Below are 24,157 nucleotides of genomic sequence, written 5' to 3' on the forward strand. Positions count from 1 at the left end.
CGGTGTTCACGAGCCTCTCCGACCGCCTGACAGCGACCTTCAAGAACCTCCGCACCAAGGGGCGACTTTCCGAGTCCGACGTCAACAAGACCGTCCGCGACATCCGGATGGCGCTGCTCGATGCCGACGTCGCCCTGCCGGTCGTCAAGGAGTTCACGTCGGCCGTCCGTGAGCGGGCGCTCGGCGCCGAGGTGTCGCAGTCGCTCAACCCGGCCCAGCAGATCGTCAAGATCGTCAACGAGGAGCTCGTCGACATCCTCGGCGGGCAGACGCGCACGATCCGCTTCGCCAAGACCGGCCCGACCGTCATCATGCTCGCGGGCCTCCAGGGTGCCGGCAAGACGACCCTCGCCGGCAAGCTCGCCCGTTGGCTCAAGGACCAGGGCCACACCCCGATCCTCGTCGCCGCCGACCTCCAGCGACCCAACGCCGTGACCCAGCTCCAGGTCGTCGGTGAGCGTGCTGGCGTGCCGGTCTTCGCTCCCGAGCAGGGCAACGTCGGCGGCCACGACGCCGTCGGAGGTACGGGCGAAGGCACCCGCAGCTTCGGTGACCCGGTCACGGTGTCTCGCGACGGCATACGCGAAGCCGTGAACAAGCACCACGACGTCGTCATCGTTGACACCGCAGGACGCCTCGCGGTCGACGCCGACCTCATGAAGCAGGCCGGAGACATCCGCGCCGCCATCAACCCCCACGAAGTCCTCTTCGTCATCGACGCGATGATCGGTCAGGCGGCGGTCGAGACCGCCGAGGCATTCCTCGAGGGTGTCGACTTCACCGGTGTCGTCCTGTCCAAGCTCGACGGTGACGCCCGCGGTGGTGCGGCGCTGTCCGTCGCCAAGGTCACCGGCCGGCCGATCATGTTTGCCTCGACGGGTGAGCAGGTGAAGGACTTCGAGGTCTTTCACCCCGACCGCATGGCCTCGCGCATCCTCGACATGGGTGACGTCCTCACCCTCATCGAGCAGGCCGAGAAGGCGTTCGACCGTGGTCAGGCCGCCGAGATGGAGCGCAAGTTCCTCGCGGCCGAGGACTTCACGTTCGACGACTTCCTCCAGCAGATGTCGGCGATCAAGAAGATGGGCTCGCTCAAGTCGATGCTCAAGATGATGCCGGGCATGGGGCAGATGTCGGCCCAGCTCGACAACCTCGACGAGCGCGAGTTCGACCGGGTCGAGGCCATGGTCCGCTCCATGACGCCGTTCGAGCGCAACCACCCCAAGCAGATCAACGGCTCGCGTCGCGCCCGCATCGCCGGCGGTTCGGGCGTCACCGTCTCCGAGGTCAACCAGCTGCTCGAGCGCTTCGGTGAGGCGCAGAAGATGATGAAGCAGCTCGCCCGCGGTGGTGGCATCCCGGGGATGCCGGGCATGGGCGGCGGTGGGGGCGGCAAGAAGGCACGTCAACAGCAGCAACAGATCCGCGGCAAGAAGTCCAAGTCCGGCAACCCCGCCAAGCGGGCGGCCGACGCGCAGGCCGACGCCCAGCGCGCTGTGGCCAAGCCGGCCGGAGGCGCGTTCGGTGGTGGCGCTGGTGCGGGTGCCGGTGGCATCGACCCGGCCGCCATGGACCCGTCGCAGCTCCCGAAGGGCTTCGAGAAGTTCCTGGGCAAGTGAGCGCCGCGGCCGCGGACACCGGGCCGCTGCACACGCTGTCGGTCGGCACTGCCGGTCCTCGCGTCGCCTTCCTCCACGGCCTGTTCGGTCAGGGGCGCAACTGGTCCTCGATCGCCAAGGCCCTCGCAGGGCCCGCTGGCGACCTCGCCCGGTGCACGCTCGTCGACCTTCCCGATCATGGTCGCAGTCCGTGGACGGAGTCGTTTTCTTTTGAGGGGTATGCCGCGTCCGTCGCCTCCACGTTGCACGCCATCGACCCGGGGCCGTGGATCGTCGTCGGCCACTCGCTCGGCGGCAAGACCGCGATGGTGCTCGCCCTGACCGAGCCGTCGCTCGTGGCCCGGCTCGTCGTCGTCGACATCGCTCCCAAGGGGTATGGGGACCTCGAACGCTTCAGCGGCTACATCGCGGAGATGCAGGCATTGCCCCTGGGGGAGTTGTCGGACCGGGCTCAGGCCGAGGCCCGTTTTGCTGAGCCGGACCCGGGAATCAAGGCGTTCCTGCTCCAGAATCTGCGGCGCGAAGGCGCGTCGTGGCGCTGGCAGGCGAATGTCAAGCTCTTCGCTGCCGACGCCGCGCGGGGGAGTGGATCGGTCATTGCCGACTGGCCGCTGGCGGTGGGCTCCGTCGAGCCGTATGGCGGACCCGTCCTGTGGATCGCCGGCTCCGAGTCGAGCTACATCAGGGACGAGGACGGCGAGACGATGCGGGCTTTCTTCCCGCGCGTGCGTCAAGTGACCGTCAAGGGAGCGTCGCACTGGGTGCACACGGACGCGCCTGCCGTGGTCATCGAGGCCCTGCGCCGCGTCATCGTTGCGCCTTCCTGAGTTCGCACCCACTCGTGCACCTTGTGCAAAACCGGTCCATGTCGACGTGTTCGGGCGGACACTGGCGAGATGGCGGAAACGGACTCGGGGGCACGGACCGGGATGGGCGCACTGTTCAACGCAGTCGCCGACGAATACGACCAGAGCGGTGTGGACTTCTTCACGCCCATTGCTCAGGGGCTGGTCGACGAGCTCGCGCCAGCCCCCGGAGAGCGGGCTGTCGACCTGGGCTGTGGTCGCGGCGCGGCGACGGTCCTGCTCGCCAGGGGTGTGGGTGCGACCGGAACCGTCGTGGGGCTGGATCTGAGCGAAGGAATGCTCGCCCATGCAAGGACGGCAATGACCCAGGAGGGTCTGGCCGTCGATCTGCGAGTCGGGGACGCCTCGGAGCCCGAACTCCCCGAGGGTGAATTGGACATCGTGGCCTCCTCCCTCGTCCTCTTCTTCCTGCCGAATCCCACTGCGGCACTTGCCCGCTGGGTCCAACTGCTCGCGCCAGGTGGCCGGATTGGTCTGGCGACCTTCGGTGGCCAGGATCCGGTCTGGTCATCCGTCGACCGGGAGTTCGGTCCGTGGCTGCCGCCTGCGATGCGCGACCCCCGGGTGATGGGGCCGCAGAGTCCGTTCGGTTCCGATGAGGGCATGGAGCAGCTCATGGCAGGTGCGGGCGCGACCGATGTTGGGACAACCACCCTCCGGCTGCCCGTGACCTTCGGTTCCCTGGAGCGGTGGGAGGCGTTCTCGCGGGGTACTGGCCAGCGGGCCATGTGGGCCAGCCTGCCGTCCCATGAGGTGGAGGGCGTGCGGACCCGCGCCGCGGCACACTTCGAGGGCGCCCGCAACGCGAACGGTGAGATCGAGGTGTGGCAGGACATCCGCTACACGGTGGGAAGAGCCGCCGTTTAGGGTCGAGGCCATGACGGCACCGGTGCTGCACCTTGTGGGCGAAGTTCTCGTTGGACACCAGGACGTGAGGCCCGAGGCCTGGGTGGTTGGTGGCCGCCTCACCTTTGAACGGCCGACGAGCGCCGGGTCCGACGTCGAGACGATGCGGGGCTGGTTCGTGCCCGGCATGGTCGACGCGCACTGCCACGTGGGTCTCGACCGGCACGGTGGTGTGGACGACGCGACGGCGGAGGTGCAGGCCACGACCAACCGCGACAAGGGCACGCTCCTCATCCGTGATGCCGGGTCACCGGTCGACACCCGCTGGATCGACGAGCGCGACGATCTGCCCAAGGTCATCCGTGCGGGTCGCCACATCGCGCGGACCAAGCGTTACATCCGCAACTACGCGCACGAGGTCGAGCCCGAGCAGCTCGTCGAACGAGTCCGTATCGAGGCCCGAGTCGGCGACGGCTGGGTCAAGCTCGTCGGCGACTGGATCGACCGGGACACCGGTGACCTCGAACCGTGCTGGCCCCGTGACGTCCTGATCGAGGCGATCGCCGCCGCCCACGCGGAGGGCGCGCGCACGACAGCCCACTGCTTCGGCCCCGAGTCCCTGCGCGACTTCGCGGCGGCCGACACCGACTGCATCGAGCACGCCACCGGGCTCGAGCCCGACACCATCGATTCCTTTGCAGCACAGGGGATTGCGATCGTTCCCACCCTCGTCAACATCGCCACGTTCCCGGCGATTGCCGAACCCGCCCAGGAGAAGTTTCCCGACTACCACCGGCGCATGCTCGACCTGCACGCACGACGTTACGAGACGTTCGGCGCGGCGCGAGAGGCCGGCATACCCATCTATCTCGGAACCGACGCGGGAGGTTCGATCTCCCACGGACTCGCGGCGCTGGAAGCCGTGGAACTGAGCCGGATCGGCTTCACCAACACCGAGGTCCTGGGCGCGGCCACGTGGGGTGCCCGCGAATGGCTCGGCCGACCCGGTCTCGAGGAGGGCGCGGACGCGGATTTCCTGGCGCTCGACCGCGACCCACGGGTGGACATCGCGGCGCTGGGGGAGCCGAGCGCGATCGTCCTGCGAGGCGTGACGTACTGAGCCGCATCCACGATGCGAGACATAATGCGATGTTATTTGACGGATAACGTCTGACTATCAAAACTCCTAGGTGTCCGGTAGGAATTGCGGCCACCCTGGGTCCGCTCTGCCAGACCTTGAATGAAGGAGTTCTGTCATGAGTCGTCATCCCCGTCTCGCCCTGGCCGCCGTCGCGACCGCTGGTGCGCTGGTGATGTCGGCCTGTGCCGGCGGAGGCGCGAGCGACACGGCTGGTGCGGCCAAGGCCGAGGGAGCAGCGCCCGCCTCGACGAGCACGCTCAACCTCTTTGCGTATGCCGTGCCCAAGGTCGGGTTCGACAAGCTCATCCCGGCGTTCAACGCCACCGATGACGGCAAGGGCGTGACGTTCCAGCAGTCCTACGGCGCGTCGGGTGACCAGTCGCGCAAGGTCGCCGCCGGAGCGGCAGCCGACTTCGTCAACTTCTCGGTCGAGCCCGACATCACCCGTCTCGTGGACGCAGGACTGGTCGCCGCGGACTGGAACGCCGGTGAGCACAAGGGCATCCCGTTCGGCTCGGTCGTGACGATCGTGACCCGCAAGGGCAACCCCAAGGGCATCGAGGACTGGGACGACCTGCTCGAGCCGGGCGTCGAGGTCGTCACGCCCAACCCGTTCAGCTCGGGTTCGGCGAAGTGGAACCTCCTCGCTCCGTATGCCGCGAAGAGCGACGGTGGCAAGAACCCCGCCGCCGGTCTGGCCTACATCGAGAAGCTCGTGACCGGCCACGTCAAGGTCCAGCCGAAGTCGGGTCGCGAGGCCACCGAGACCTTCCTCCAGGGCACGGGCGACGTGCTCCTGTCCTATGAGAACGAGGCGCTCTTCGCCGAGCGCAAGGGCGACCCGGTCGAGCACGTCACGCCGCCCACGACGTTCAAGATCGAGAACCCCGTCGCGGTCCTGACCAAGGGCGAGAACGTCGAGAAGGCCACGAAGTTCCGTGACTACCTCTTCACGCCCGCAGCCCAGAAGCTGTGGGCGGAGGCCGGGTTCCGTCCGGTCGACACCGCCGTCGCGGCGGAGTTCACCAAGGACTTCCCGGCGCCGACGAAGCTGTGGACGATCGACGACCTCGGTGGTTGGAAGACCGTCGACGGCACGCTCTTCAAGAAGGACACCGGCTCCATTGCCGTCATCTACGACAAGGCGACGTCCTGACATGACGGCAACCGTGACCGGCGGCAGGGACGACACCGACGTGTCGGCTCTGCCGCCGAGCGCGCAGCCACCGGAGTCAGAACCGGGTGCTGCCGAGAGTGAACCGTCCCGCCCCGTGGGGCGCTCGCGGTTCGGTGTGGTCGGGCGCCCGCTCGGCGTCGGCGTCGTGGGCCTGTGGCTCAGCGTCATGGTGCTGCTGCCGCTGGCCGCGCTCACGGTCACCTCCTTCGAGGAGGGCTGGGGCGGCTTCTGGGAGGCCGTCACCGCACCCGTTGCCCTCGCGTCCCTGCGCGTGACCATCGTCGCGGCCCTCGTGGTGGCCCTGATCAACGCCGTCATGGGCACGCTCATCGCCTGGGTCCTCGTGCGCGACGACTTCCCGGGCAAGCGCATCGTCAACGCGCTCATCGACCTGCCGTTCGCGTTGCCGACGATCGTCGCGAGCATCGTGCTGCTCTCGCTCTATGGGCCCAACAGCCCCGTCGGGATCCACCTCAACGCCACCCAGCCGGGGTTGGTTGTGGCGCTCGCGTTCGTGACGCTCCCGTTTGTCGTGCGGTCCGTGCAGCCGGTGCTCATCGAGGCCGACCGCGAGGTCGAGGAGGCGTCCGCGTCCCTCGGGGCCTCGAACTGGGTCACCTTCCGCCGCGTCGTCCTGCCGACCCTGCTGCCCGCGATCATCAGCGGCACGGGTCTGGCGTTCGCGCGCGCCATCGGTGAGTACGGCTCCGTCGTCCTCATCGGGGGCAACATCCCGCGTGAGACCCAGGTGGCCTCGCAATACATCCAGCAGCAGATCGAGATCGACCGGCCGGTCAACGCGGCAGCGGTCTCGGTGGCGTTGTTGGCGATCGCGTTCCTCACGCTGGCGGTGCTGCGCTGGTTCGCCGGGCGTTCGCTGCGCCGTGAGGAGGGTGCGTCATGAGCACCGCAACCCGCACCGGACCGTCGGCCCGGACGCCAGCGCGCCTGGCTCTGCGCACCGTCGCCCTGGGCTACCTCACCCTCCTCGTGGCGGTCCCGATCGTCCTCATCCTCTGGCGCACCTTCCAACCCGGCATCGGTGAGTTCATCGACTCGATCCGGACGCCTGCGGCCATCTCGGCCCTCAACCTCTCGGTGCTCATCGTCGCCATCGTCGTGCCGCTCAACGTGATCTTCGGTGTCAGCACCGCGCTCGCCCTCGTGCGGGGACGCTTCCCCGGCAAGGGTCTGCTGCAGGCGGTCGTCGACCTGCCGTTCGCGGTCTCACCGATCGTGGTTGGTGTCGCCCTCATCCTGCTGTGGGGTTCCGGCGGCTGGTTCGGTGGCGTCGAGAGCCTCGGCTTCCAGGTGATCTTCGGCCTGCCCGGCATGGTCATCGCGACCCTGTTCGTGACCCTGCCGTTCGTCGTGCGCGAAGTCGAACCAGTGCTGCACGAGATCGGCACGGAGCAGGAGCAGGCGGCCTCGACCCTGGGTGCCAGCTCGTGGCAGACGTTCTGGCGCATCACCCTGCCGGCGATCCGGTGGGGCCTCACCTACGGCGTGGTGCTGACGATTGCCCGCGCCCTCGGCGAGTTCGGCGCCGTCATCATGGTCAGCTCCGGCTTCCCCGGCGTCTCGCAGACCCTCACCCTGCTCGTGCACTCCCGATACATCGACGACCACAACACCTACGGCGCGTATGCCGCCGCCACCCTTCTCATGGGCCTTGCCGTTGCGACGTTGCTCGGTATGACCCTGCTCGACCGCAAGAGGAGCACACGATGATCAGCGTGACCGGCGCCCGCAAGAACTATGGCGACTTCACCGCCCTCGACGACGTCTCGCTCGAGATCCCCTCCGGCAGCCTCACGGCCCTCCTGGGCCCGAGTGGCTCCGGCAAGTCCACCCTGCTGCGTGCGATCGCCGGACTGGAGAGTCTCGACGGCGGACGGATCGTCATCAACGGAACGGACGTCACCGGCATACCCCCTCAGAAGCGCGGCATCGGGTTCGTCTTCCAGCACTACGCCGCGTTCAAGCACATGACGGTGCGCGACAACGTCGCCTTCGGGCTGACGATTCGCAAGCGCCCCAAGGCCGAGATCAAGCGCAAGGTGGATGACCTGCTCGAGATCGTCGGGCTGGACGGGTTCCAGCACCGCTACCCGGCCCAGCTCTCGGGCGGTCAGCGTCAGCGCATGGCCCTGGCCCGTGCCCTCGCCGTCGACCCCGAGGTGCTGCTCCTCGACGAGCCGTTCGGTGCGCTCGACGCCAAGGTGCGCGCCGACCTGCGCCAGTGGCTGCGGCGCCTGCACGACGAGGTCCACGTGACGACGGTCCTCGTCACCCATGACCAGGAGGAGGCGCTCGACGTCGCCGACCGCATCGCCGTCCTCAACAAGGGGCAGATCGAGCAGGTCGGTGACCCCGTCTCGCTCTACGACCGCCCGGCCAACGACTTCGTCATGTCCTTCCTCGGGTCCGTGGCTCGCCTCGGTGGGCAGCTCGTGCGCCCCCACGACATCGCGCTGCACCGCAGTCGTGAGCGGGCGCAGCAGCTCGACGCCCGGGTGGGTGGATCGCCCGGCGTCATCGAAGCAGTCGTCGAGCGCGTGGTCCGGCTCGGCTTCGAGGTTCGCGTGGACCTGCGCGCCACCAGCGGCGAGCGGTTCGCGGCCCAGCTCACGCGGGCCGAGGCCGACGCTCTCGGGCTCGCTGCCGGGGACACCGTCTTCGCCCACACCGTGCAGGTCGTCAACCCCGCAGAAGCCGAGCCCGCCCTCGCCATCTGAGGCTGCGATTCGGGGTCGGGGCGCGCGTGGGGGCAGAATGCGGGCGTGGACATCTCGGCGCGCACGGACTACGCAGTGCGCGCCATGCTCATCCTCGCCGAGGCCCAGCTTGCGTCTTCGGGGCCGGTGAGCGTCGAGACGCTGGCGCAACGGCAGAGCCTGCCGCGCAAGTTCCTCGAGGAGATCGTGGCCGACCTGCGCACGGCCGGGCTCGTCACGAGCACCCGCGGCGCCCGCGGCGGCTACTCGCTCGCCCACCCTGCGACCGAGACGGTGCTCGGTGACGTGTTCCGCGCCGTCGACGGACCTCTTGCGGAGGTGAGGGGACTGCGGCCCCACGAGACGGCCTACGAGGGTGTCGCCACCCATCTGCCAACGGTCTGGGTCGCGGTCCGGGCCGCCCTGCGAGCCGTCCTCGACACGACCTCGCTCGCCGACGTCCTCACCGGCGATTTGCCCGACACCGTCCGCGAACTCACCGCGGACCCCGACGCCTGGACCAATCGCGCATGACTGACCGTCCCGCCAAGAACGACCCGACAGACCCGAGCCTGCGCGTTCACGACCTCGGTCCGGGCGTCGACCCCGACGACCTCGCCACGCTGCTCCGGGTCCTCGACGAGCTGCCGCGCCTCGACGGAGACCACCCCGACATCCAGGTGGTCAAGCGCGCGACCGGCCGCATGTACAAGCAGGTCCGCAAGGCTCGTCGCCGGGAGGCCAAGCAACCCCAGATCGACCACGACGAGGCGATCCTGGCGCAGACGGCGACCGGTTCGCCGATGCGCATCGATGACGAGACCAAGGGCGTCCTGCTCGAGGTTCCGGCCGTCGGGACGACCGTGGGCGAGCTCATCGAGCCCCGCGGCTGCTACATCTGCAAGGACGACTACACGCTCGTCGACGCGTTCTATCACTGGCTCTGCCCGCCCTGCGCCGCGAAGAGCCACCTCAAACGAGTGCAGCGCGCCGACCTCACCGGCAAGCGTGCCCTCCTCACAGGGGGCCGCGCCAAGATCGGTATGTACATCGCGCTCATGCTCCTGCGCGACGGTGCCCACCTCACGATCACGACGCGCTTCCCCCACGATGCCGCGAGAAGGTTTGCGGCACAGAAGGATTCGCACGAGTGGATCGACCGGCTCAAGGTCGTCGGCATCGACCTGCGTGACCCGACCCAGGTCGTCGCACTCGCCGATGAGGTCGCTGCAGCGGGTTCGCTCGACATCCTCATCAACAACGCCGCGCAGACCGTCCGGCGTTCGCCCGGGTCCTACTCACACCTCGTTGACGGTGAGCAGGTGCCGCTCGAGAGCAACGTGCGCTATCCCGAGCTCGTGACCTTCGACCGGATCAGCGAGGCCCACCCGGCCAACCTGCTCGGCACCCTCACCGGGCAGAAGGTCGCCCACCACGAGGGGGAGTCCGAGGAGGACGCCGCCCGCTCGCTCGCGCAGCGCACGGCCGCCTCGATGACCGAGATGGCCCTGACCGCAGGCCATGCGAGCCTCGAGGCCCACCTCGCCGGGACAGCCGTCGACGCGGGTGGTCTCCTGCCCGACACCCAACGCAACAACAGCTGGACCCAGGTCGTCGACGAGGTCGACCCGCTCGAGCTCCTCGAGGTCCAGCTCTGCAACTCCACGGCCCCCTTCATCCTCATCTCGCGGCTGCGCCCGTCGATGCGCGCGGCGGTGCAGGCAGGCGCCCGGCGCGCCTACGTCGTCAACGTGTCGGCGATGGAGGGCCAGTTCTCCCGCAAGTACAAGGGGCCGGGCCACCCGCACACCAACATGGCCAAGGCCGCGCTCAACATGCTGACCCGCACGAGCTCGGGGGAGATGTTCCAGACCGACCGCATCCTCATGACCGCCGTCGACACCGGCTGGATCACTGATGAGCGGCCGCACCACGAGAAGCTGCGCATCGCAGCCGAGGGTTGGCACGCGCCGCTCGACCTCGTCGACGGGGCGGCCCGTGTCTATGACCCGATCGTGCGCGGTGAGGCCGGCGAGGACGTCTTCGGTTGCTTCGTCAAGGACTTCGAACCCAGTCCCTGGTGAGGGAACGGGGTATGCCGCGGGGACGACTTCGCTGAATGGGTCCGCGCCGACCACTGCGCAGTCGCCCCGGGCGTGGACGCGCTTGCGGTCACGCGACCCGGTTGACGAGTCTGCGCGCCGCCGCGTAGCTCACGAAGGTCAGCAGGGCCACCGCGAACGCGGCCGCGAACCACGGAGTCGCCTTGACCCACTCGATGGCATTCGGGTCGATCGGGACGCCGTTCGAAGTGCACGTCGTCGGCCCATCCGACGAGCCTGAGCAGGAGAGCTCGGAGGGCCCACTCGTGGCGAGAACCCAGCCGAGCCAGATCAGCCCCACCGCGAGAGCGAGCCCCAGACCGGCGACGGCGGGCCAGCTGTCCGGGGCGCGGGTGGTCAGCACGACCGAGAGGACGAGCAACGCGATCGCGACCGGGAGCACGTAGATCCCGATCGAGAACATCCCCATCACGGTCAGGACCCCCGCGAGACCCGTGAGCGTCCACAGGGCGAACAGCCCCATGGGGGCAAAGGTCGGACGCGCAAGGACGGTCACCCCAACCACGATAGGACCGGAACGCGCCCACGGACAGGCGCGGACGGCATACCCGAAGGAGGTGGGTATGCCGTGTGCCCACGGCGCGCGGTTCGGACCACGGCGCGTGGTCTGGCAGAATGGGCGGCTGTACACCTTCTGGCCGCACCGATGTCGGCCGGATGCCTACCCCGGGCATCGGTACCCCGCGTGAAATCTCACCGCGGTCTCGCCGTGCCCACAACAGGAAACGGAGTCACTCACGTGGCCGTCAAGATTCGTCTCAAGCGGATGGGCAAGATCCGCACCGCCATCTACCGCGTCGTCGTCATGGACTCGCGCACCAAGCGCGATGGCCGGGCCATCGAGGAGATCGGCAAGTACGACCCCAACCAGGAGCCGTCGCTCATCGAGATCGACATGGAGCGCGCGAACCACTGGCGTTCGCTCGGCGCCCAGCCGACCGAGGCTGTCGCCGCTCTGCTGAAGATCATGGACGAGGGCACCCTCAAGGTGGCCGAGCCCAAGCCGAAGAAGAAGGACCTCTACGAGGCCGCTCTCGCCGCCGCTGGCAAGTCCGAGGGCGACGACGCCTCGGGCGCCACCACCGCCAAGAAGAAGGCCGCGGCCAAGAAGGCCGACGCACCCAAGGCTGAGGAGAAGGCTGACGAGGCACCCAAGGCTGACGAGGCACCCAAGGCTGACGAGAAGGTCGAGGAGGCCCCCAAGGCCGACGAGGCAGCTGCCGAGGCTGCTGACTCGCCCAAGGCTGGGTCCTGACAATGCTCGAGGAGGCGCTGGAGCACCTCGTCACCGGGATCGTCGACCACAAGGACGACGTCGCGGTGCAGCGCAAGGAGCTCCGTCGCGGCGAGATCATCGAGGTCCGGGTTCACCCGGATGACCTTGGTCGCGTCATCGGCCGCTCCGGCCGCACCGCCAGCGCGCTGCGCACGGTGTTGACCGCGCTCGCCGGTGGTCGCCCCGTCCGGATCGACATCGTCGACACCGACCGGGTGCGCTGAAACCCTGAACAACCCGAACGCGCCGTGTCCCCCAAGGGGCGCGGCGCGTTCGTGCTGTGCACCGCCTGAGAGGATCTGACCCATGGCCAGCAGCACCGACCCCCTTCTCATCGCCCGCATCGGCAAGCCCCATGGGCTGCGTGGTGAGGTGACCGTCCAGACGCACACCGATGATCCGGAGACCCGCTACGTGCCGGGCGCTGTGTTCGACACAGAGGCGAAGCCGGGCACGGGCGTGCCGCGCTCCTTGACGCTGACCACGGCGCGCCTGCACCGCCAGATCTGGTTGCTCGGTTTCGCCGAGATCCCTGACCGCACCGGGGCCGAGTCCCTGCGCGGAACGCAGCTGTTCCTCGATCTCGACACGGTCGAGCAACCCGAGAACGACGAGGACGACGGCTGGTACGAACACGACCTCGTGGGACTGACGGTCCACGACCCCGCGGGTGCGGTCCTCGGCGAGGTGACTGGGCTCGTCATCGGCGCGGTCCAGGACCTGCTCGAGGTGCGCCTCACCAATCGTCGTGAGGTGCTGGTGCCGTTCGTCGAGGCCATCGTCACCGAGGTCGACATCGAGGCCGGGCACGTCGTGGTCGATGCGCCGGCGGGCCTCTTCGACCTCGACGAGAGCTGAGGAGTGGGCACCGCCATGCGCTTGGACGTCGTCTCGATCTTCCCGGAGTACCTCGCGCCGCTCGACCTGTCGCTCATCGGCAAGGCCAGGCGTGACGGGCTGATCGACCTGCAGGTGCACGACCTTCGGGACTTCGCTCACGACAAGCACCGGACGGTTGACGACTCGCCCTACGGCGGGGGAGCGGGCATGGTCATGAAGCCTGGTCCGTGGAGCGAGGCGCTGGAACACGTTCTGGCACAGGGGAATACGCGTCCCGACGACGAAGAGCGCAGGGTCCCGACCCTCATCATCCCCGGACCGGGTGGTGAGCCCTTCACGCAGCAGATCGCCCGCGAGCTGGCCGAGGAGCCGTGGCTGGCGTTCGCCTGTGGTCGCTACGAAGGCATCGACGAGCGGGTCTATGAGTGGGCTGGGGAGCGGATGCCCGTACGCGTGCTCTCACTCGGCGACTACGTGCTCAACGGCGGTGAGGTCGCAGTCCTTGCCATGGTCGAAGCCGTCGCCCGCCTGCTGCCCGGTGTCATCGGCAACGCCGAATCACTCGTCGAGGAGTCGCACGAGGACGGCCTGCTCGAGTACCCCGTCTACACCAAGCCCGCCGAATGGGACGGGCGCGCCGTGCCCGACGTGCTCCTCGGCGGCAACCACAAGGCCATCGCGGCCTGGCGCCACGAGCAGCGGGTCCAACGGACCGCCGAACGCCGCCCCGACCTGTTGCCTCCGACGGCCGCAGCGTCCGCCCTGAGCGAGCTGGAAGAACGCATCGCCACTCCCGCCGACGCCCCCGACCTCCAGGTCCTCACCCGCGCCTGCTGGGCGCCGGAGTTCGCCCGCTACGGCATGTTCAGCGCAGGCGAGGAAGACCTCGAAACGGTGCGGGACGGCATACAGGAATGGGACACACGGGTCTGGCGCAAGGACGGACAGCTGCTCGCATCCGTCCGGGTGCGGCCGCACCCGACGCAGGACAGGACGTGGCAGATCGGCCGGCTCATGGTCGCGCCCTACCTCCAGGGTCGAGGTCTGGGCCGAGAACTTCTCGGGTATGCCGAGTCGCTGGCTTCGCAGGACGTCCACACCTTCTGGCTCAACACCGGTGCCAAGAGCACCGAGAACCTGCGGATGTACAAGAAGGCTGGCTACAAGGTGCGTCCCGGCGAGGGCGAGTTCCCCGGAACCGTTGACCTGACCAAGCGCCACGTGAGCACTAACCTGCCGGAGTGACTTCTCAGCCGCCGCCCGCGACCCAGCCGTACTTCGTCGATCTCCGACTCGAGCACGAACGGGTCCAGAAACAGTTCCGCCTGGGAAGAATCGCGGCACTGTCGATCCTGGGGGTATTCGGTTTGCTCATGGGTGCCGCGGTCGCACTGGCCAATCCGAGTGTCGGAGGGGTCGCGGCCGGAGTCCTCATCCTCCTCGGTGTCGGGGCGCTCTTCCTGGGCCTCATCGCCCTGTCCGCCGCCAAGGAGCGGCGTCAGGCCGGTCCGGCCAGCAACGGCCCGTCGAGCTTTGGGCAGGTCGTCACGAGTGCTCCGGGTCCACAGGTCTGGGAGGCGGTGAACTCCGCGCTGCGGGCGCAGAAGTTCATGGCGCCCGGTCGGCCCATCGACCCGCAGACGGTGGTCTCCAACCGGTCGCTCACCATGGCGAGCTGGGCCGAGACCCTGACCATCCGGATCGTGGCCACCGCGGATGGTCGCGGGCTCGTGACGGCGTGGTCGCGGCCGGCATACCCGTTGCAGTGGCTCGACTACGGACGCAACCGCGGGTACGCGAACGCCGTCCTCAACGCCATTCCGGACGCGACCCCGATCGCCTGACGTTTGGCCAGAAACGCCCTGGTTCGCTGGTGCGTGGCTAGATTCAGGTCATGACGACCCATGCCGTGCGCCCGGCGGGCCCTTGGCTGGCTGATCTTCATCGTGCGAGGGCAGAAGCGGCGCTCACGATGGCGAAGCATCGACGCTGGAACCGGTGGGGGTGGGCGACCGTCTCCCTCCTCCAGGGCCTCAACTGGTTCTTGATCAACCACGGCGGCTGGTCCGGTGTGCTGTGGGGTTCCGTCGCCCTCGTGAGCTTTGTGCTGCTCGGATTCGCGGTCGAGGCACTGGATGCCCATCTCGACCGACGCTCGGTTGGACCGGCAGGTCCTGGACCCTCCAGTCTCGGGCAGGTGGCCACCCGGGTGAATGGTCACGACATCTGGGTCGCGGTGAATGCGGCCCTGGCGGCGCAAGGATCGTCGATTCCTCTGCTGGTCGATCCGAACACCGTGGAGGGCTGCGTCACCGGGCGAGGGGGACTCCGTCGATTCGTCACCGTGAGGGTGGAGAGAGCGGGAGAGTCCGTCGCCTTGGTGACGGTGTGGTCGCGCCCTGATCCCGCCTTCGGGGCAGGGTGGGGTCTGAACGACAGAGGGCGCAGCCGTTCGACCGCGAACGCCGTGCTTCGGGCGATTCCCGGAGGCACTGCAGTCGGCTGATCGCCGAATGCAGTTCCGCCATTTGCCGGACCGGCAGCGGCCTGCGGTTCTAGACTGCTCGTCGCCACATGACGCCTTTGTGGTGGTCGAAGGTCGGGTGAAGGCGCGCTCGCGCGAGGGCTCAGGTCTCGTCGCGCGGCGCCTGCATGGCCCCGTCAGCGCGGCCTCGTGCCCGCTCTTCCCGCCCTTCGCACTTCTCGCCCACTCGTCGGCCTTCGGTCAGGTCCGGGTGACTCCACTGCCGTGGCCGTCCGCGCCCGCAGGCAGCGTTCCCGTGCCCTTCTCGGCGATGCGTCACGAGCCATCGCTCACCAACTGCGTGCACACATTCCATTCCAATCAAGGGGATCTCCATGTCCATCACTCGCACACCGCTCGGGCGCGTAGCGCTCGCCGCCGGTGTCATCGCCCTCGCCACGACAGGAGCCGCTCCCACGTTCGCGGCGCCCGTGGCCCAATCGGCGTCTGCCGCACCGTCCACGGCGGCCGGCAAGACCGCGTCCAAGGTGCCGTCCATTGTCAGCCAGCGGATCGCCAAGGTCACGGCAGCAGCAGGGAATCGGCACGCCCTCGACGCCAAGGCGCAACGCTCCCTGAGCGACTCCACCCTCAGGGTCGATGGCCAGGCGCGGCTCGACCTCGAGCTCCACGCCCTCACGACCCTCAAGGGCCGTGAGCGCGCCGACCTCAACAAGCTCGGCGCATCGGTCCTGGGCGGCTCCGACCAGTGGGTCAAGCCCTCCAAGGTCAAGGCCCTGCCCAACGCCGGGATCCTGCGTGCGCTCGTCCCCTACGACAAGGTCGAGACTGTCGCGGCGCTCCCTTGGGTGGCCGCGGTCCGACCGACCGAGATCTCGCCGCCGGATGCCGGTTCGTTCCTCAGCGAGGGAGTCCCACTCCACCGGGCTGACGACACCCAGGCGATCGGGGTCGACGGCTCGGGCGTCGACGTGGGTGTGATCTCGGACGGGGTCACCAGCATTGCTGCGGCGCAGGCGCTCGGCGATCTGCCGGCAGGTGTCAACGTCCTCAATGCCGGTGGTGGCGACGAGGGCACGTCGATGCTCGAGATCGTCCACGACATGGCCCCTGGTGCTGGTCTGCTCTTCCACGGCACAGGTGGCGGTGTGGGCGCGCACGTAACGGCCCAGAACGCCCTGGCCGCAGCTGGCGTCGAGATCATCACGGAGGACATCCCCTTCGACTCGGAGCCTGCCTTCCAGAAGGGTTTGGCGGCCACGAACGGCGAGACGCTCGCGGCCTCGGGTGTGTGGATGACGTCGTCTTCCGGCAACCTCAACGGCAGTCACGCACCGCGCGTGGCGGCGACCAGCTCGGGGACCTTCCCTGACGGTGCTGCGGCCGCACCTGCTGGATGTCCCGGCATCAATGCGAACGCTGTCGCCCTCAACGGGGCGGACACGACGTTCGACGTCAGTGTCGCCGCGGGCGCCTCGATCGGCGCGAACCTCCAGTGGAGTGAACCGCGCGCGATCTTCCCCACGGCCGGTGCTGGTGGTTTCACCAACCTCGACCTCTACATCCTCGATGCGGCCGGCGCCAACTGCGTCGCGTCCAGCACGGGGGCGCAGGGCGGTGGCAGTGGTGACACGATCGAGCAGGCCTCCTGGACCAACGGTGGTGCAGCCGCGGTCACGGTCAAGCTCGTCGTGAACCGCACCGGCGCGACCGGCGCCAAGGCTGTGCCGACCCTCGACCTCCGCTGGCGCGGCAACGTCAACGCCGTGGACGCCCTCGGCAGTGCGGGTTCGCTCAACCCGGACAGCAACTACACCGACTTCGCGACGTCCGCGGGAGCCGTCAACGCCGGGACCAGCCAGGACCCCACGACCGTCGGCCTCGAGAACTTCAGTGGACAGGGTCCGGTGACCCTCCTCGGGACGACGGTGTGCTCGACGAGCTATCCGTGCCCGGCCTCGGCGCCAGCCGGACAGAACCAGAGTGTCGCCGGTGCGGCGGGCCGCACAGCCATCGCACCGACCTACACAGCGGCTGACGGTGTCTCGGTCAGTGGCGTGGGCGACTTCGGTTCCGGGACCTGTCCCGCTGTCGCGCAGGGCGACTGCCGATTCTTCGGGACGTCGGCGGCGACACCGTCGTCGGCCGGAGTGGCAGCACTCGTGCTTGACGCGTCGGGAGGACCCGGCTCGATCACGACCAGCGCCCTGACCTCGGTCCTCAACGCCAACGCCACGGACCGTGGCCCCGCAGGGGCGGACAACGCCTGGGGAGCTGGAGTGCTCGACGCCTTCTCCTCGGCGACCAACCGTGCCGACCTGCGGGTGGCCAAGAACTGCCTGCCGAACGGTGATGCCGCAGCGGGCACCCCCTACCCGTGCATCATGACGGTGACGAACGACGGTCCGGCGATTGCTCGGGCGGTCACACTCAGTGACCAGGTCCTCGGCAGCGGCAGCTTCACCCTCGCGACCACCTCGCCGGGATGCACGGCCCCAGCCGGTGTCCAGACCGGATCCGCCACGGCGACCTGTGCCCTCGGCGACCTCGCCTCGGGTGCCTCCGTCGCGGTGGTCATCAGCGAAGCATCGGATGAGCCGCAGGATCTCGCGGACACCGCAACGGTGAGCAGCGGGACGATCGACCCGAACCTTGGCAACAACGTCGCCTCCGACACGCTCCACTTCGTCGGTTCGGCCGACGTCAGCATCACCAAGAGCGCGCCGCCGACGGCGACGAGCGGAGGGCAGATCACCTGGACGAGCACGGTGAACAATGCCGGTCCGTCGACGGCGACCAACGTGGTCGTGCGCGACGTCCTGCCGGCGGCGGTCAGCGTCAGCTCCGTGACCGGCTCGGGTGGTGCCTCGTGTACCGCTGGTGTGCCGGGCTCGTCGACCCAGCCGGCAACGTGCTCCTTCGGGAACCTCGCGTCCGGTGTGTCACGGACGATGACGGTCGTCGCGACCATCGACCCCGGCTTCAGTGGGTTGATGCACAACGACGCCGTCGTCACGTCGTCCACGCCCGACCCCGACACGTCGGACAACACTGCGACGGTCTCCACGTCGGTCTCGGCCGCAGCGGACCTGTCGGTCACCAAGGTCGACACTCCTGACCCGATCCTGGCCGGTCGCACCGTGACCTGGACCGTCGACGTGCGCAACAACGGCCCGTCGACCGCCACCCAGGTCAAACTCGTCGACGCGCTCCCGGACGAGGTCACCTTCGTCTCGGCATCGGCGACGGCAGGCACGGCCACGTGTTCCTACGTCGCGGTTCCCGTCGACCCACCAGCTCACCGGGTCGACTGCAACCTCGGCACGATCGCGCCGACGGCCGGACCCACCACCGTGGTCATCCGCGGCCTGGTCAAGTCGGGAACGCCCGGCGGGACCATCGCCAACACGGCGACGGTGTCTTCCGCGACGAGTGATCCCGTCCCCGGGAACAACTCGGCCACCGCCCAGACGACGGTGAACCGTGCCGCCGACCTGGGCCTGGCGTTCGTCGCCGACAAGGACGTCTACAAGCCGTCGTCGACGATCGTCTACACGGCGACGGTGACCAACATCGGTCCCTCCGACGCCCAGAACCCGGTCGTCACCGTGGCGCTGCCGCCGATCAAGGCGGCGGTGTACGTCTTCGACACGGCGGCCTGCACGAAGTCCGGGCAGACGTTGACCTGCACGCGACCCACCTCGCTGGTCGCGGGTGGGACGTGGTCGTTCAACGTCCACCTGCTCGTCAAGGGCAGCAAGGGAGTCGTCGACACGACGGCCACCGTTGCCTCCGCGACGAGCGATCCCGCGGCGGGCAACAACTCGGTGTCCCGGTCCGTGAAGATCGGCAGGTGATCACCTCCTCGGAGCTCGCCTGATCTGGCCCTGAGGAAGGAGTGGCCCGCACCTCCGGGTGCGGGCCACTGCTGCCCACGCACAGGCGCGAGCCCTCGACCGGCGAGAACGTTGCGTGACGACTAGCCTCTTCGAATGACCTCTTCATCGACGGCCCAGAAGCCGTTCCGACTCGGCAAGCGGGCGGCTCTCTCGCTGGTCCTCGTCCTCGCGCTCGCCGGTGCGTGCGTGCCCCTGTTCCTCCAGCCCGGGCCGGACGGACTCATTGGCGGCGCGGCCGTCTTCCTCGTTCTGCTGGTCCTCGGCTCCTACCTGGTGCTCTCGCGCCACAAATTGCGAGCTGCGGGAACGGGCTGACGACAAGGTCCCACGGAATGCGGTCCCTTGCTCGCGAGGTGTGGGACCTTCCTTGATGCAGGGCACTCGTGCGGCTCAGGGGCGGAGGCGGGCGCGCAGGTCCTCGGGCAGGAGTCGCGCCGAGGAGATGAGCCGGCCGGCCACCACCGTGGTCGTCGTCTGGGCCGCCATGATCCCGAGCAGGACGAGCACCTGCGCGGAAGCAGCCTGCGCGGGCGTGCCGCCACCGAGCAGCACGCCGATGAAGGCACCGGGCAACGTCACGACACCAGCGGTCTTCACCTGGTCGAGGCCCGGGATGAGCGCCTCGGGCAGTCGCCGATGGACGATCTCGTCGATGGACTGCGCGCGGGTCATCCCGATCGAGAGCCCGGCGTCGTACTGCCCTGTCTCCTCGCGCAGCGCCGCGAACGAGCGTCGGCCCACGAGGGTGTGCCCGTTCATCGTGTTGCCGAGGATGATCCCGACGACGGGGATGAGGGCGATGCCCTCGAGCGGCACGGTCCGGGTCAGCAAGATGATCGCGACGACCGGCAGGAGTCCGCAGAGCATGGCGACCGTCGTCCACGGCCAGGCGGGCACCGCCTCAACCCGTCGAGTCGTCGTGAACACCGCGACGCCAAACATCGCGCACAGCAACAGCACCGACAGCAGCAGGTTCTGCGCCACTGCCGTGATGACCAGTGCCGCCACACCGAGCTGGACCACGGCGCGTCCGGCCGCAACGAGAGTGGCAGCGGGCTGCGGAAGCTGCCCCACGGCATACATGGCAAGCGTCAGCACGAGAAGCGCGACGCACGCCAGGGCGACCGGCCAACCGGGATCGATGCTCACGTGCCTCACCGTAGGCCGCGCGTCGACCGCGCGGCTGTCGGCGCGCCTTGGCATGCTTGGGCCATGACAGGGGAGTGGTGGCCGGCGATCCTCGCCTTCGTCGGCGCAGCGGTCGGCTCCGGTGCGAGCTTCTATGCCGCGCGCCGCGACACGCAGGCGCAGACCGCGGCTGCTGCCGACGACCTGGTCCAACGTGAGCGCGCGAGCGCCCGTGAGGAGTGGGGGCGTCGTTTCACCGCGGCGCTCGCCGACATCACCGCCGAGGACTCGTTCCGCCGGCGCGAGCTCGGCCGCATCGTCCTCGTCGAGTTGGCATCCAGTGACCTCGCCGCCCCCGAGGAACGTGAGCTCGCCGAGTCGGTGCTCACGGCCGACGCACGACTCGACGTCGAGGGGGACGAGGTCGCGCTCGGGCGCCCCGGAATGATCGTGGACGAGGTGGACGTTGTGGAGGATGATGGAGACGAAGCGCCCGAGAGGAGCCGGTCATGAGCAAGCGCATCGTCAAGGTCACGCGTGACCAGGTGCAGTCAGCCAAGGCGCTCATCCGTTTGCGTGGCGGCGAGGACAAGGTGGATCCCGACATCGTTCTCATTGCGAATGCCCGTCGGCTCACCCGCGACGAACCGACCGGGGCTGCGGCGAGCTGATCGCTCGATTTCTCGGTATGCCGTGTGCTCTGGCAAACTTGCTCCTTGCGTCCGTCGACAAACGCCCCTGCCACAGGGGGAGTGCCGATTCACCTCGCGTGATTCATGAGGCACGAGGCACGACGCCGCACCACCATTCATTGCACCATCACATGTGGGTGACCTGTGGCACCGCACGAGAAAGCGAAACCAGCCATGCAGCTTTTCGACGAGATCGACAAGGCGTCCCTGCGCGACGACATCCCGGCCTTCCGCGCCGGCGACACCGTCAACGTGCACGTCAAGGTCATTGAAGGCACGCGCTCGCGTGTCCAGGTCTTCAAGGGCATCGTCATCCGTCGCCACGGTGGCGGCCTCGGCGAGACCTTCACGGTCCGCAAGGTCTCCTTCGGCGTCGGTGTCGAGCGCACCTTCCCGCTCCACACGCCGGTCATCGACCACATCGAGCTGGTCACCCGCGGTGACGTCCGTCGCGCGAAGCTCTACTACCTCCGCGACCTGCGCGGCAAGGCTGCCAAGATCAAGGAGAAGCGCGAGACCCCGGCGAGCTGACGCTCTGCCGGAACGACGCCCGCTGAATCATTCAGGTCCGGCGGATAGCATCTTCTCGATGACTTCCGCGGCCACCCCAGACACCGACCCGGTTCCCGCCACCACGGCGGGGGCCGGGTCGAGTCATGCCCACCGGGTGCCGGTGCTGCTCGCAGCCGGTGTCCTCGCCGTGATGCTCGTTCGGGCCTTTCTCATGCAGCCGTATGCCGTGGCGAGCGACTCGATGTCGCCCACCCTCGACCAGGGCCAGCGGGTTCTCGTCGCGAAGGTCGGCTCGCCGTCCGTGGGTGACGTCGTCGTCGCGGACGTCACCCAGGCGTGGCCCGGTCCGGATCGCTCGACCCACATCGATGACGGGTTGCTCGGTCGGGCGCTCGGATCGGCCTCGGGTGCGCTGGGCATCGACCTCGGTGAGCGCTCGGTCCTCGGCCGCGTCGTCGCGACCGGCGGAGACGAGGTGGTCTGCTGCACTGAGGGACACCTCACCGTGGACGGCCGTCCGGTCGGCCCACGGCTCGCCGAGAACGCCGCTCCGTTCCGGATCACGGTCCCGCAGGGTCGATACTTCCTTCTCAGTGACACGGCAGCCGATGCCATGGACTCGCGCACGCACGTCGGTGCCGGCTCCGACACCACGGACGGGACCATTGCCGCGGACGCCGTCATCGGTACCGTCGTCACGCGCATCTGGCCGCTGAGCCAGTTGGGCTCACCATCCACACCGACCACCACACAGCCCTGAGAGCGCGGACACCAGTGATGACGAGCAACGAGGCCCGGTTCGAGTCGGGCCAGTTCGAACCTGACGCGCCTCAGGGGACCCCGGCCGATCCGGCCGCTCAGCCGAGGGAGCCCGGCGATCCGCGCGACCCGGATCGCGATGGGCCCAACCGCGCCCGCTCCGCAGCGGGTGCTGCCGGTGCTGCGATCCGCGAGTTCGTCGTCGTCGTGGCCATGGCGCTGGCCCTGTCGTTCGTCGTCAAGACCTGGCTCATCCAGGCCTTCTACATCCCCTCCGGGTCGATGGAGGACACGCTGATCCTCAACGACCGCGTCGTCGTCAACAAGCTCGTGCCCGGCGTCGTCGACCTTCAGCGCGGCGACATCGTCGTCTTCGAGGACCCGGGGGAGTGGCTCTCGTCGGTCCCCGACGTGAGCCACGGCCCGGTGCGCGACGGTGTCGAGCAGGTGCTGTCCTTCGTCGGCCTGTTGCCCAACACCTCCGACAACCACCTCATCAAGCGGGTCATCGGCCTGCCCGGCGACAAGATCGTCTGTTGTGACGCCCAGGGACACCTCACGGTCAACGGTGCCCCGATCACCGAGCCCTACATCAAGCCCGGCGACGTCCCGAGCTCGATCACCTTCAGCATCACCGTGCCCGCAGGCAAGGTGTGGGTCATGGGTGACCACCGCAGCGACTCCGAGGACTCCCGCTTCCACGACCCCGACGGCACCGGCGCGCAGGGCTCCGTGCCCATCGACCACATCACCGGTCGCGCCGTCGCCATCGTCTGGCCCTTCGACCGGGGCGGCTGGCTGAGCCGGCCCGAAACGACCTTCGACAAGGTGCCCGCACCGGCCGTGGTGTCGAAGCAGCCTGCGCCGTCCACCGGCCCCTGACCCGTCGCTGACCCCACCTCAGCCGCCCCTTCGAAAGAGACCGCACCACCCGTCATGCCCCCAGCAAGCCGTTCCCGCAAACCGAGTCTGCGCGTCGAGCGCGGCCTCCAACGCGACGGCTACCGGCTGCTCGCGGGCATGGACGAGGTCGGTCGGGGGGCGCTCGCGGGGCCGGTGTCGGTCGGTGTCGTCGTCATCGACGAGACCTGTCGCTCGGCGCCGCAGGGCGTGCGCGACTCCAAGCTGCTCCAGCCGAGCGCACGTGAGGTCATGGTGCCGCGGATCCGGCGGTGGGCGTTCGCGTATGCCGTGGGCCACGCGTCGCCGGCCGAGATCGACGAGGTCGGGATCATCGCGGCACTGCGCCTCGCCGGGCGCCGCGCCCTCGCCTCACTCGACGTCGTGCCCGACCTCGTCATCCTCGATGGCAACCACGACTGGCTCACCGCTCCGGACGAAGTGGGGCTCCTCGCCTTCACCGCCGACGACGTCCACACGCCACCGGTCACGACGATGATCAAGGCGGACATGAAGTGCTCGTCGGTGGCTTCGGCCAGCGTGCTCGCCAAGGTCGAGCGCGACCGCATGATGGTCGACCTCGCACCGGACCATGCGGCATACCGGTGGGAACTCAACAAGGGATACGCGGCGCCGGAGCACATGGACGCGCTCCGAGAGCACGGCCCGACGGAGCTTCACCGACGCTCGTGGAGACTGCCGGGGACGATGGACGATGATGGAGTCCTCGCCGAGCCGGATGCCGTCACGGTGATCGCACCACCCCTGGTGTCGGCGACCGCCGGCCCACACGAAGACGGAGCTGGGACGTATGAGCGCTGAGGACCTCGAGAAGTACGAGAGCGAGATGGAGCTGTCGCTCTATCGCGAGTACCGCGACGTCGTCGGCCTCTTCTCACACGTGGTCGAGACCGAGCGACGTTTCTACCTGTGCAACTCCGTCGACGTGAAGGTTCGCAGCGACGGTGGCGAAGTCTTCTTCGACGTGACCATGCAGGATGCCTGGGTCTGGGACATCTACCGACCCGCTCGCTTCGCCAAGCAGGTGCGTGTCGTGACGTTCAAGGACGTCAACGTCGAGGAGCTCGCGAAGTCCGAGCTCGAGCTCCCCAAGGGCGATTTCTGAGCCACTGAGCACGCCCGCTCATCCACAGGCGGTCGATCCCCGCCTCGTCG

General features: G+C 68.7%; 26 protein-coding genes. 24 read left to right on the plus strand and 2 right to left on the minus strand.

The window, feature by feature from the left end; all coding sequences use genetic code 11:
* The first annotated feature begins 2 nt into the window (after window positions 1-2).
* The 10 genes from ffh (at window position 3) to ACFQRE_RS08915 (ending at window position 10,450) form a co-directional block, all read left to right on the plus strand.
* Window positions 3-1,619, plus strand: a complete 1,617-nt coding sequence (gene ffh, locus ACFQRE_RS08870; protein ID WP_380121240.1) for a signal recognition particle protein — start codon at window positions 3-5, stop codon at window positions 1,617-1,619.
* Window positions 1,616-2,446 carry an alpha/beta fold hydrolase gene (locus ACFQRE_RS08875; protein WP_380121243.1) on the plus strand — a complete coding sequence of 277 codons (831 nt, stop codon included), beginning with the start codon at window positions 1,616-1,618 and terminating at the stop codon, window positions 2,444-2,446. The genes ffh and ACFQRE_RS08875 overlap by 4 nt, the downstream gene beginning before the upstream one ends.
* 69 nt (window positions 2,447-2,515) lie before the next feature.
* Entirely contained in the window at window positions 2,516-3,352 is an 837-nt protein-coding gene (locus tag ACFQRE_RS08880; protein WP_380121245.1) for a class I SAM-dependent methyltransferase, read from the plus strand.
* Window positions 3,353-3,362: 10 nt separating this feature from the next.
* Window positions 3,363-4,451 (plus strand): amidohydrolase family protein, encoded by a 1,089-nt coding sequence (locus tag ACFQRE_RS08885; RefSeq protein ID WP_380121248.1) that lies wholly within the window; start codon window positions 3,363-3,365, stop codon window positions 4,449-4,451.
* Between the two features lie 136 nt (window positions 4,452-4,587).
* On the plus strand, window positions 4,588-5,628 hold the full coding sequence (locus tag ACFQRE_RS08890) for a sulfate ABC transporter substrate-binding protein (RefSeq protein WP_380121250.1): 1,041 nt from the start codon (window positions 4,588-4,590) through the stop codon (window positions 5,626-5,628).
* A 1-nt stretch (window position 5,629) separates the two neighbouring features.
* The gene (gene cysT, locus ACFQRE_RS08895) at window positions 5,630-6,553 is read left to right on the plus strand and encodes a sulfate ABC transporter permease subunit CysT (protein ID WP_380121252.1); all 924 of its coding nucleotides are present in this window, start codon (window positions 5,630-5,632) and stop codon (window positions 6,551-6,553) included.
* Window positions 6,550-7,380: a sulfate ABC transporter permease subunit CysW gene (gene cysW, locus ACFQRE_RS08900; protein ID WP_380121255.1), complete on the plus strand. Its 831-nt coding sequence runs from the start codon at window positions 6,550-6,552 to the stop codon at window positions 7,378-7,380. Before cysT ends, cysW begins: the two co-directional genes overlap by 4 nt.
* Complete coding sequence (locus tag ACFQRE_RS08905; RefSeq protein ID WP_380121257.1) at window positions 7,377-8,387, plus strand: sulfate/molybdate ABC transporter ATP-binding protein; 1,011 nt, start codon at window positions 7,377-7,379, stop codon at window positions 8,385-8,387. Before cysW ends, ACFQRE_RS08905 begins: the two co-directional genes overlap by 4 nt.
* A 45-nt stretch (window positions 8,388-8,432) precedes the next feature.
* Entirely contained in the window at window positions 8,433-8,900 is a 468-nt protein-coding gene (locus tag ACFQRE_RS08910) for an RrF2 family transcriptional regulator (RefSeq protein ID WP_380121260.1), read from the plus strand.
* A complete protein-coding gene (locus tag ACFQRE_RS08915) occupies window positions 8,897-10,450 on the plus strand; it encodes an SDR family NAD(P)-dependent oxidoreductase (protein WP_380121262.1) in 1,554 nt (517 codons plus the stop codon). Before ACFQRE_RS08910 ends, ACFQRE_RS08915 begins: the two co-directional genes overlap by 4 nt.
* Window positions 10,451-10,538: 88 nt before the next feature.
* Here ACFQRE_RS08915 and ACFQRE_RS08920 read toward each other — a convergent pair whose 3' ends face one another.
* Window positions 10,539-10,985, minus strand: a complete 447-nt coding sequence (locus tag ACFQRE_RS08920; protein WP_380121264.1) for a hypothetical protein — start codon at window positions 10,983-10,985, stop codon at window positions 10,539-10,541.
* A 243-nt stretch (window positions 10,986-11,228) separates the two neighbouring features.
* On the opposite strand from ACFQRE_RS08920, the gene rpsP reads away from it, so the two are divergent.
* The 7 genes from rpsP (at window position 11,229) to ACFQRE_RS08955 (ending at window position 19,304) form a co-directional block, all read left to right on the plus strand.
* Complete coding sequence (rpsP, locus tag ACFQRE_RS08925; RefSeq protein ID WP_380121266.1) at window positions 11,229-11,744, plus strand: 30S ribosomal protein S16; 516 nt, start codon at window positions 11,229-11,231, stop codon at window positions 11,742-11,744.
* Window positions 11,745-11,746: 2 nt separating this feature from the next.
* Window positions 11,747-11,989 (plus strand): RNA-binding protein, encoded by a 243-nt coding sequence (locus tag ACFQRE_RS08930; RefSeq protein WP_009778228.1) that lies wholly within the window; start codon window positions 11,747-11,749, stop codon window positions 11,987-11,989.
* Window positions 11,990-12,071: 82 nt separating this feature from the next.
* Window positions 12,072-12,623, plus strand: coding sequence for a ribosome maturation factor RimM (gene rimM, locus ACFQRE_RS08935; protein ID WP_380121269.1), 552 nt, complete (start codon window positions 12,072-12,074; stop codon window positions 12,621-12,623).
* Between the two features lie 15 nt (window positions 12,624-12,638).
* Entirely contained in the window at window positions 12,639-13,850 is a 1,212-nt protein-coding gene (gene trmD / locus ACFQRE_RS08940) for a tRNA (guanosine(37)-N1)-methyltransferase TrmD (RefSeq protein ID WP_380121271.1), read from the plus strand.
* A complete protein-coding gene (locus ACFQRE_RS08945; protein ID WP_380121273.1) occupies window positions 13,847-14,449 on the plus strand; it encodes a hypothetical protein in 603 nt (200 codons plus the stop codon). The genes trmD and ACFQRE_RS08945 overlap by 4 nt, the downstream gene beginning before the upstream one ends.
* A 1,015-nt stretch (window positions 14,450-15,464) precedes the next feature.
* Window positions 15,465-18,947, plus strand: coding sequence for a hypothetical protein (locus tag ACFQRE_RS08950; protein WP_380121275.1), 3,483 nt, complete (start codon window positions 15,465-15,467; stop codon window positions 18,945-18,947).
* Window positions 18,948-19,082: 135 nt separating this feature from the next.
* On the plus strand, window positions 19,083-19,304 hold the full coding sequence (locus tag ACFQRE_RS08955) for a hypothetical protein (RefSeq protein ID WP_380121277.1): 222 nt from the start codon (window positions 19,083-19,085) through the stop codon (window positions 19,302-19,304).
* Between the two features lie 75 nt (window positions 19,305-19,379).
* Here ACFQRE_RS08955 and ACFQRE_RS08960 read toward each other — a convergent pair whose 3' ends face one another.
* Window positions 19,380-20,138, minus strand: a complete 759-nt coding sequence (locus ACFQRE_RS08960) for an ABC transporter permease (RefSeq protein WP_380121279.1) — start codon at window positions 20,136-20,138, stop codon at window positions 19,380-19,382.
* 63 nt (window positions 20,139-20,201) lie between these two features.
* Here ACFQRE_RS08960 and ACFQRE_RS08965 point away from each other — a divergent pair, with 63 nt between their 5' ends.
* From ACFQRE_RS08965 to ACFQRE_RS08995, 7 genes are all read left to right on the plus strand, one after another.
* Complete coding sequence (locus ACFQRE_RS08965) at window positions 20,202-20,630, plus strand: hypothetical protein (RefSeq protein WP_380121281.1); 429 nt, start codon at window positions 20,202-20,204, stop codon at window positions 20,628-20,630.
* Entirely contained in the window at window positions 20,627-20,788 is a 162-nt protein-coding gene (locus tag ACFQRE_RS08970) for a hypothetical protein (RefSeq protein WP_380121283.1), read from the plus strand. Before ACFQRE_RS08965 ends, ACFQRE_RS08970 begins: the two co-directional genes overlap by 4 nt.
* A 195-nt stretch (window positions 20,789-20,983) precedes the next feature.
* A complete protein-coding gene (gene rplS, locus ACFQRE_RS08975; RefSeq protein ID WP_380121285.1) occupies window positions 20,984-21,340 on the plus strand; it encodes a 50S ribosomal protein L19 in 357 nt (118 codons plus the stop codon).
* A gap of 58 nt (window positions 21,341-21,398) precedes the next feature.
* Complete coding sequence (gene lepB / locus ACFQRE_RS08980) at window positions 21,399-22,082, plus strand: signal peptidase I (RefSeq protein ID WP_380121288.1); 684 nt, start codon at window positions 21,399-21,401, stop codon at window positions 22,080-22,082.
* A gap of 17 nt (window positions 22,083-22,099) precedes the next feature.
* Entirely contained in the window at window positions 22,100-22,963 is an 864-nt protein-coding gene (gene lepB, locus ACFQRE_RS08985) for a signal peptidase I (protein ID WP_380121290.1), read from the plus strand.
* 54 nt (window positions 22,964-23,017) lie between these two features.
* Window positions 23,018-23,803 (plus strand): ribonuclease HII, encoded by a 786-nt coding sequence (locus ACFQRE_RS08990; RefSeq protein WP_380121292.1) that lies wholly within the window; start codon window positions 23,018-23,020, stop codon window positions 23,801-23,803.
* Window positions 23,793-24,107 carry a DUF2469 domain-containing protein gene (locus ACFQRE_RS08995; protein ID WP_009778240.1) on the plus strand — a complete coding sequence of 105 codons (315 nt, stop codon included), beginning with the start codon at window positions 23,793-23,795 and terminating at the stop codon, window positions 24,105-24,107. The genes ACFQRE_RS08990 and ACFQRE_RS08995 overlap by 11 nt, the downstream gene beginning before the upstream one ends.
* Window positions 24,108-24,157 lie beyond the last annotated feature (50 nt).

Origin of the sequence: Knoellia pratensis (assembly GCF_042666395.1) — a bacterium.
Lineage (GTDB): Bacteria > Actinomycetota > Actinomycetes > Actinomycetales > Dermatophilaceae > Knoellia > Knoellia pratensis.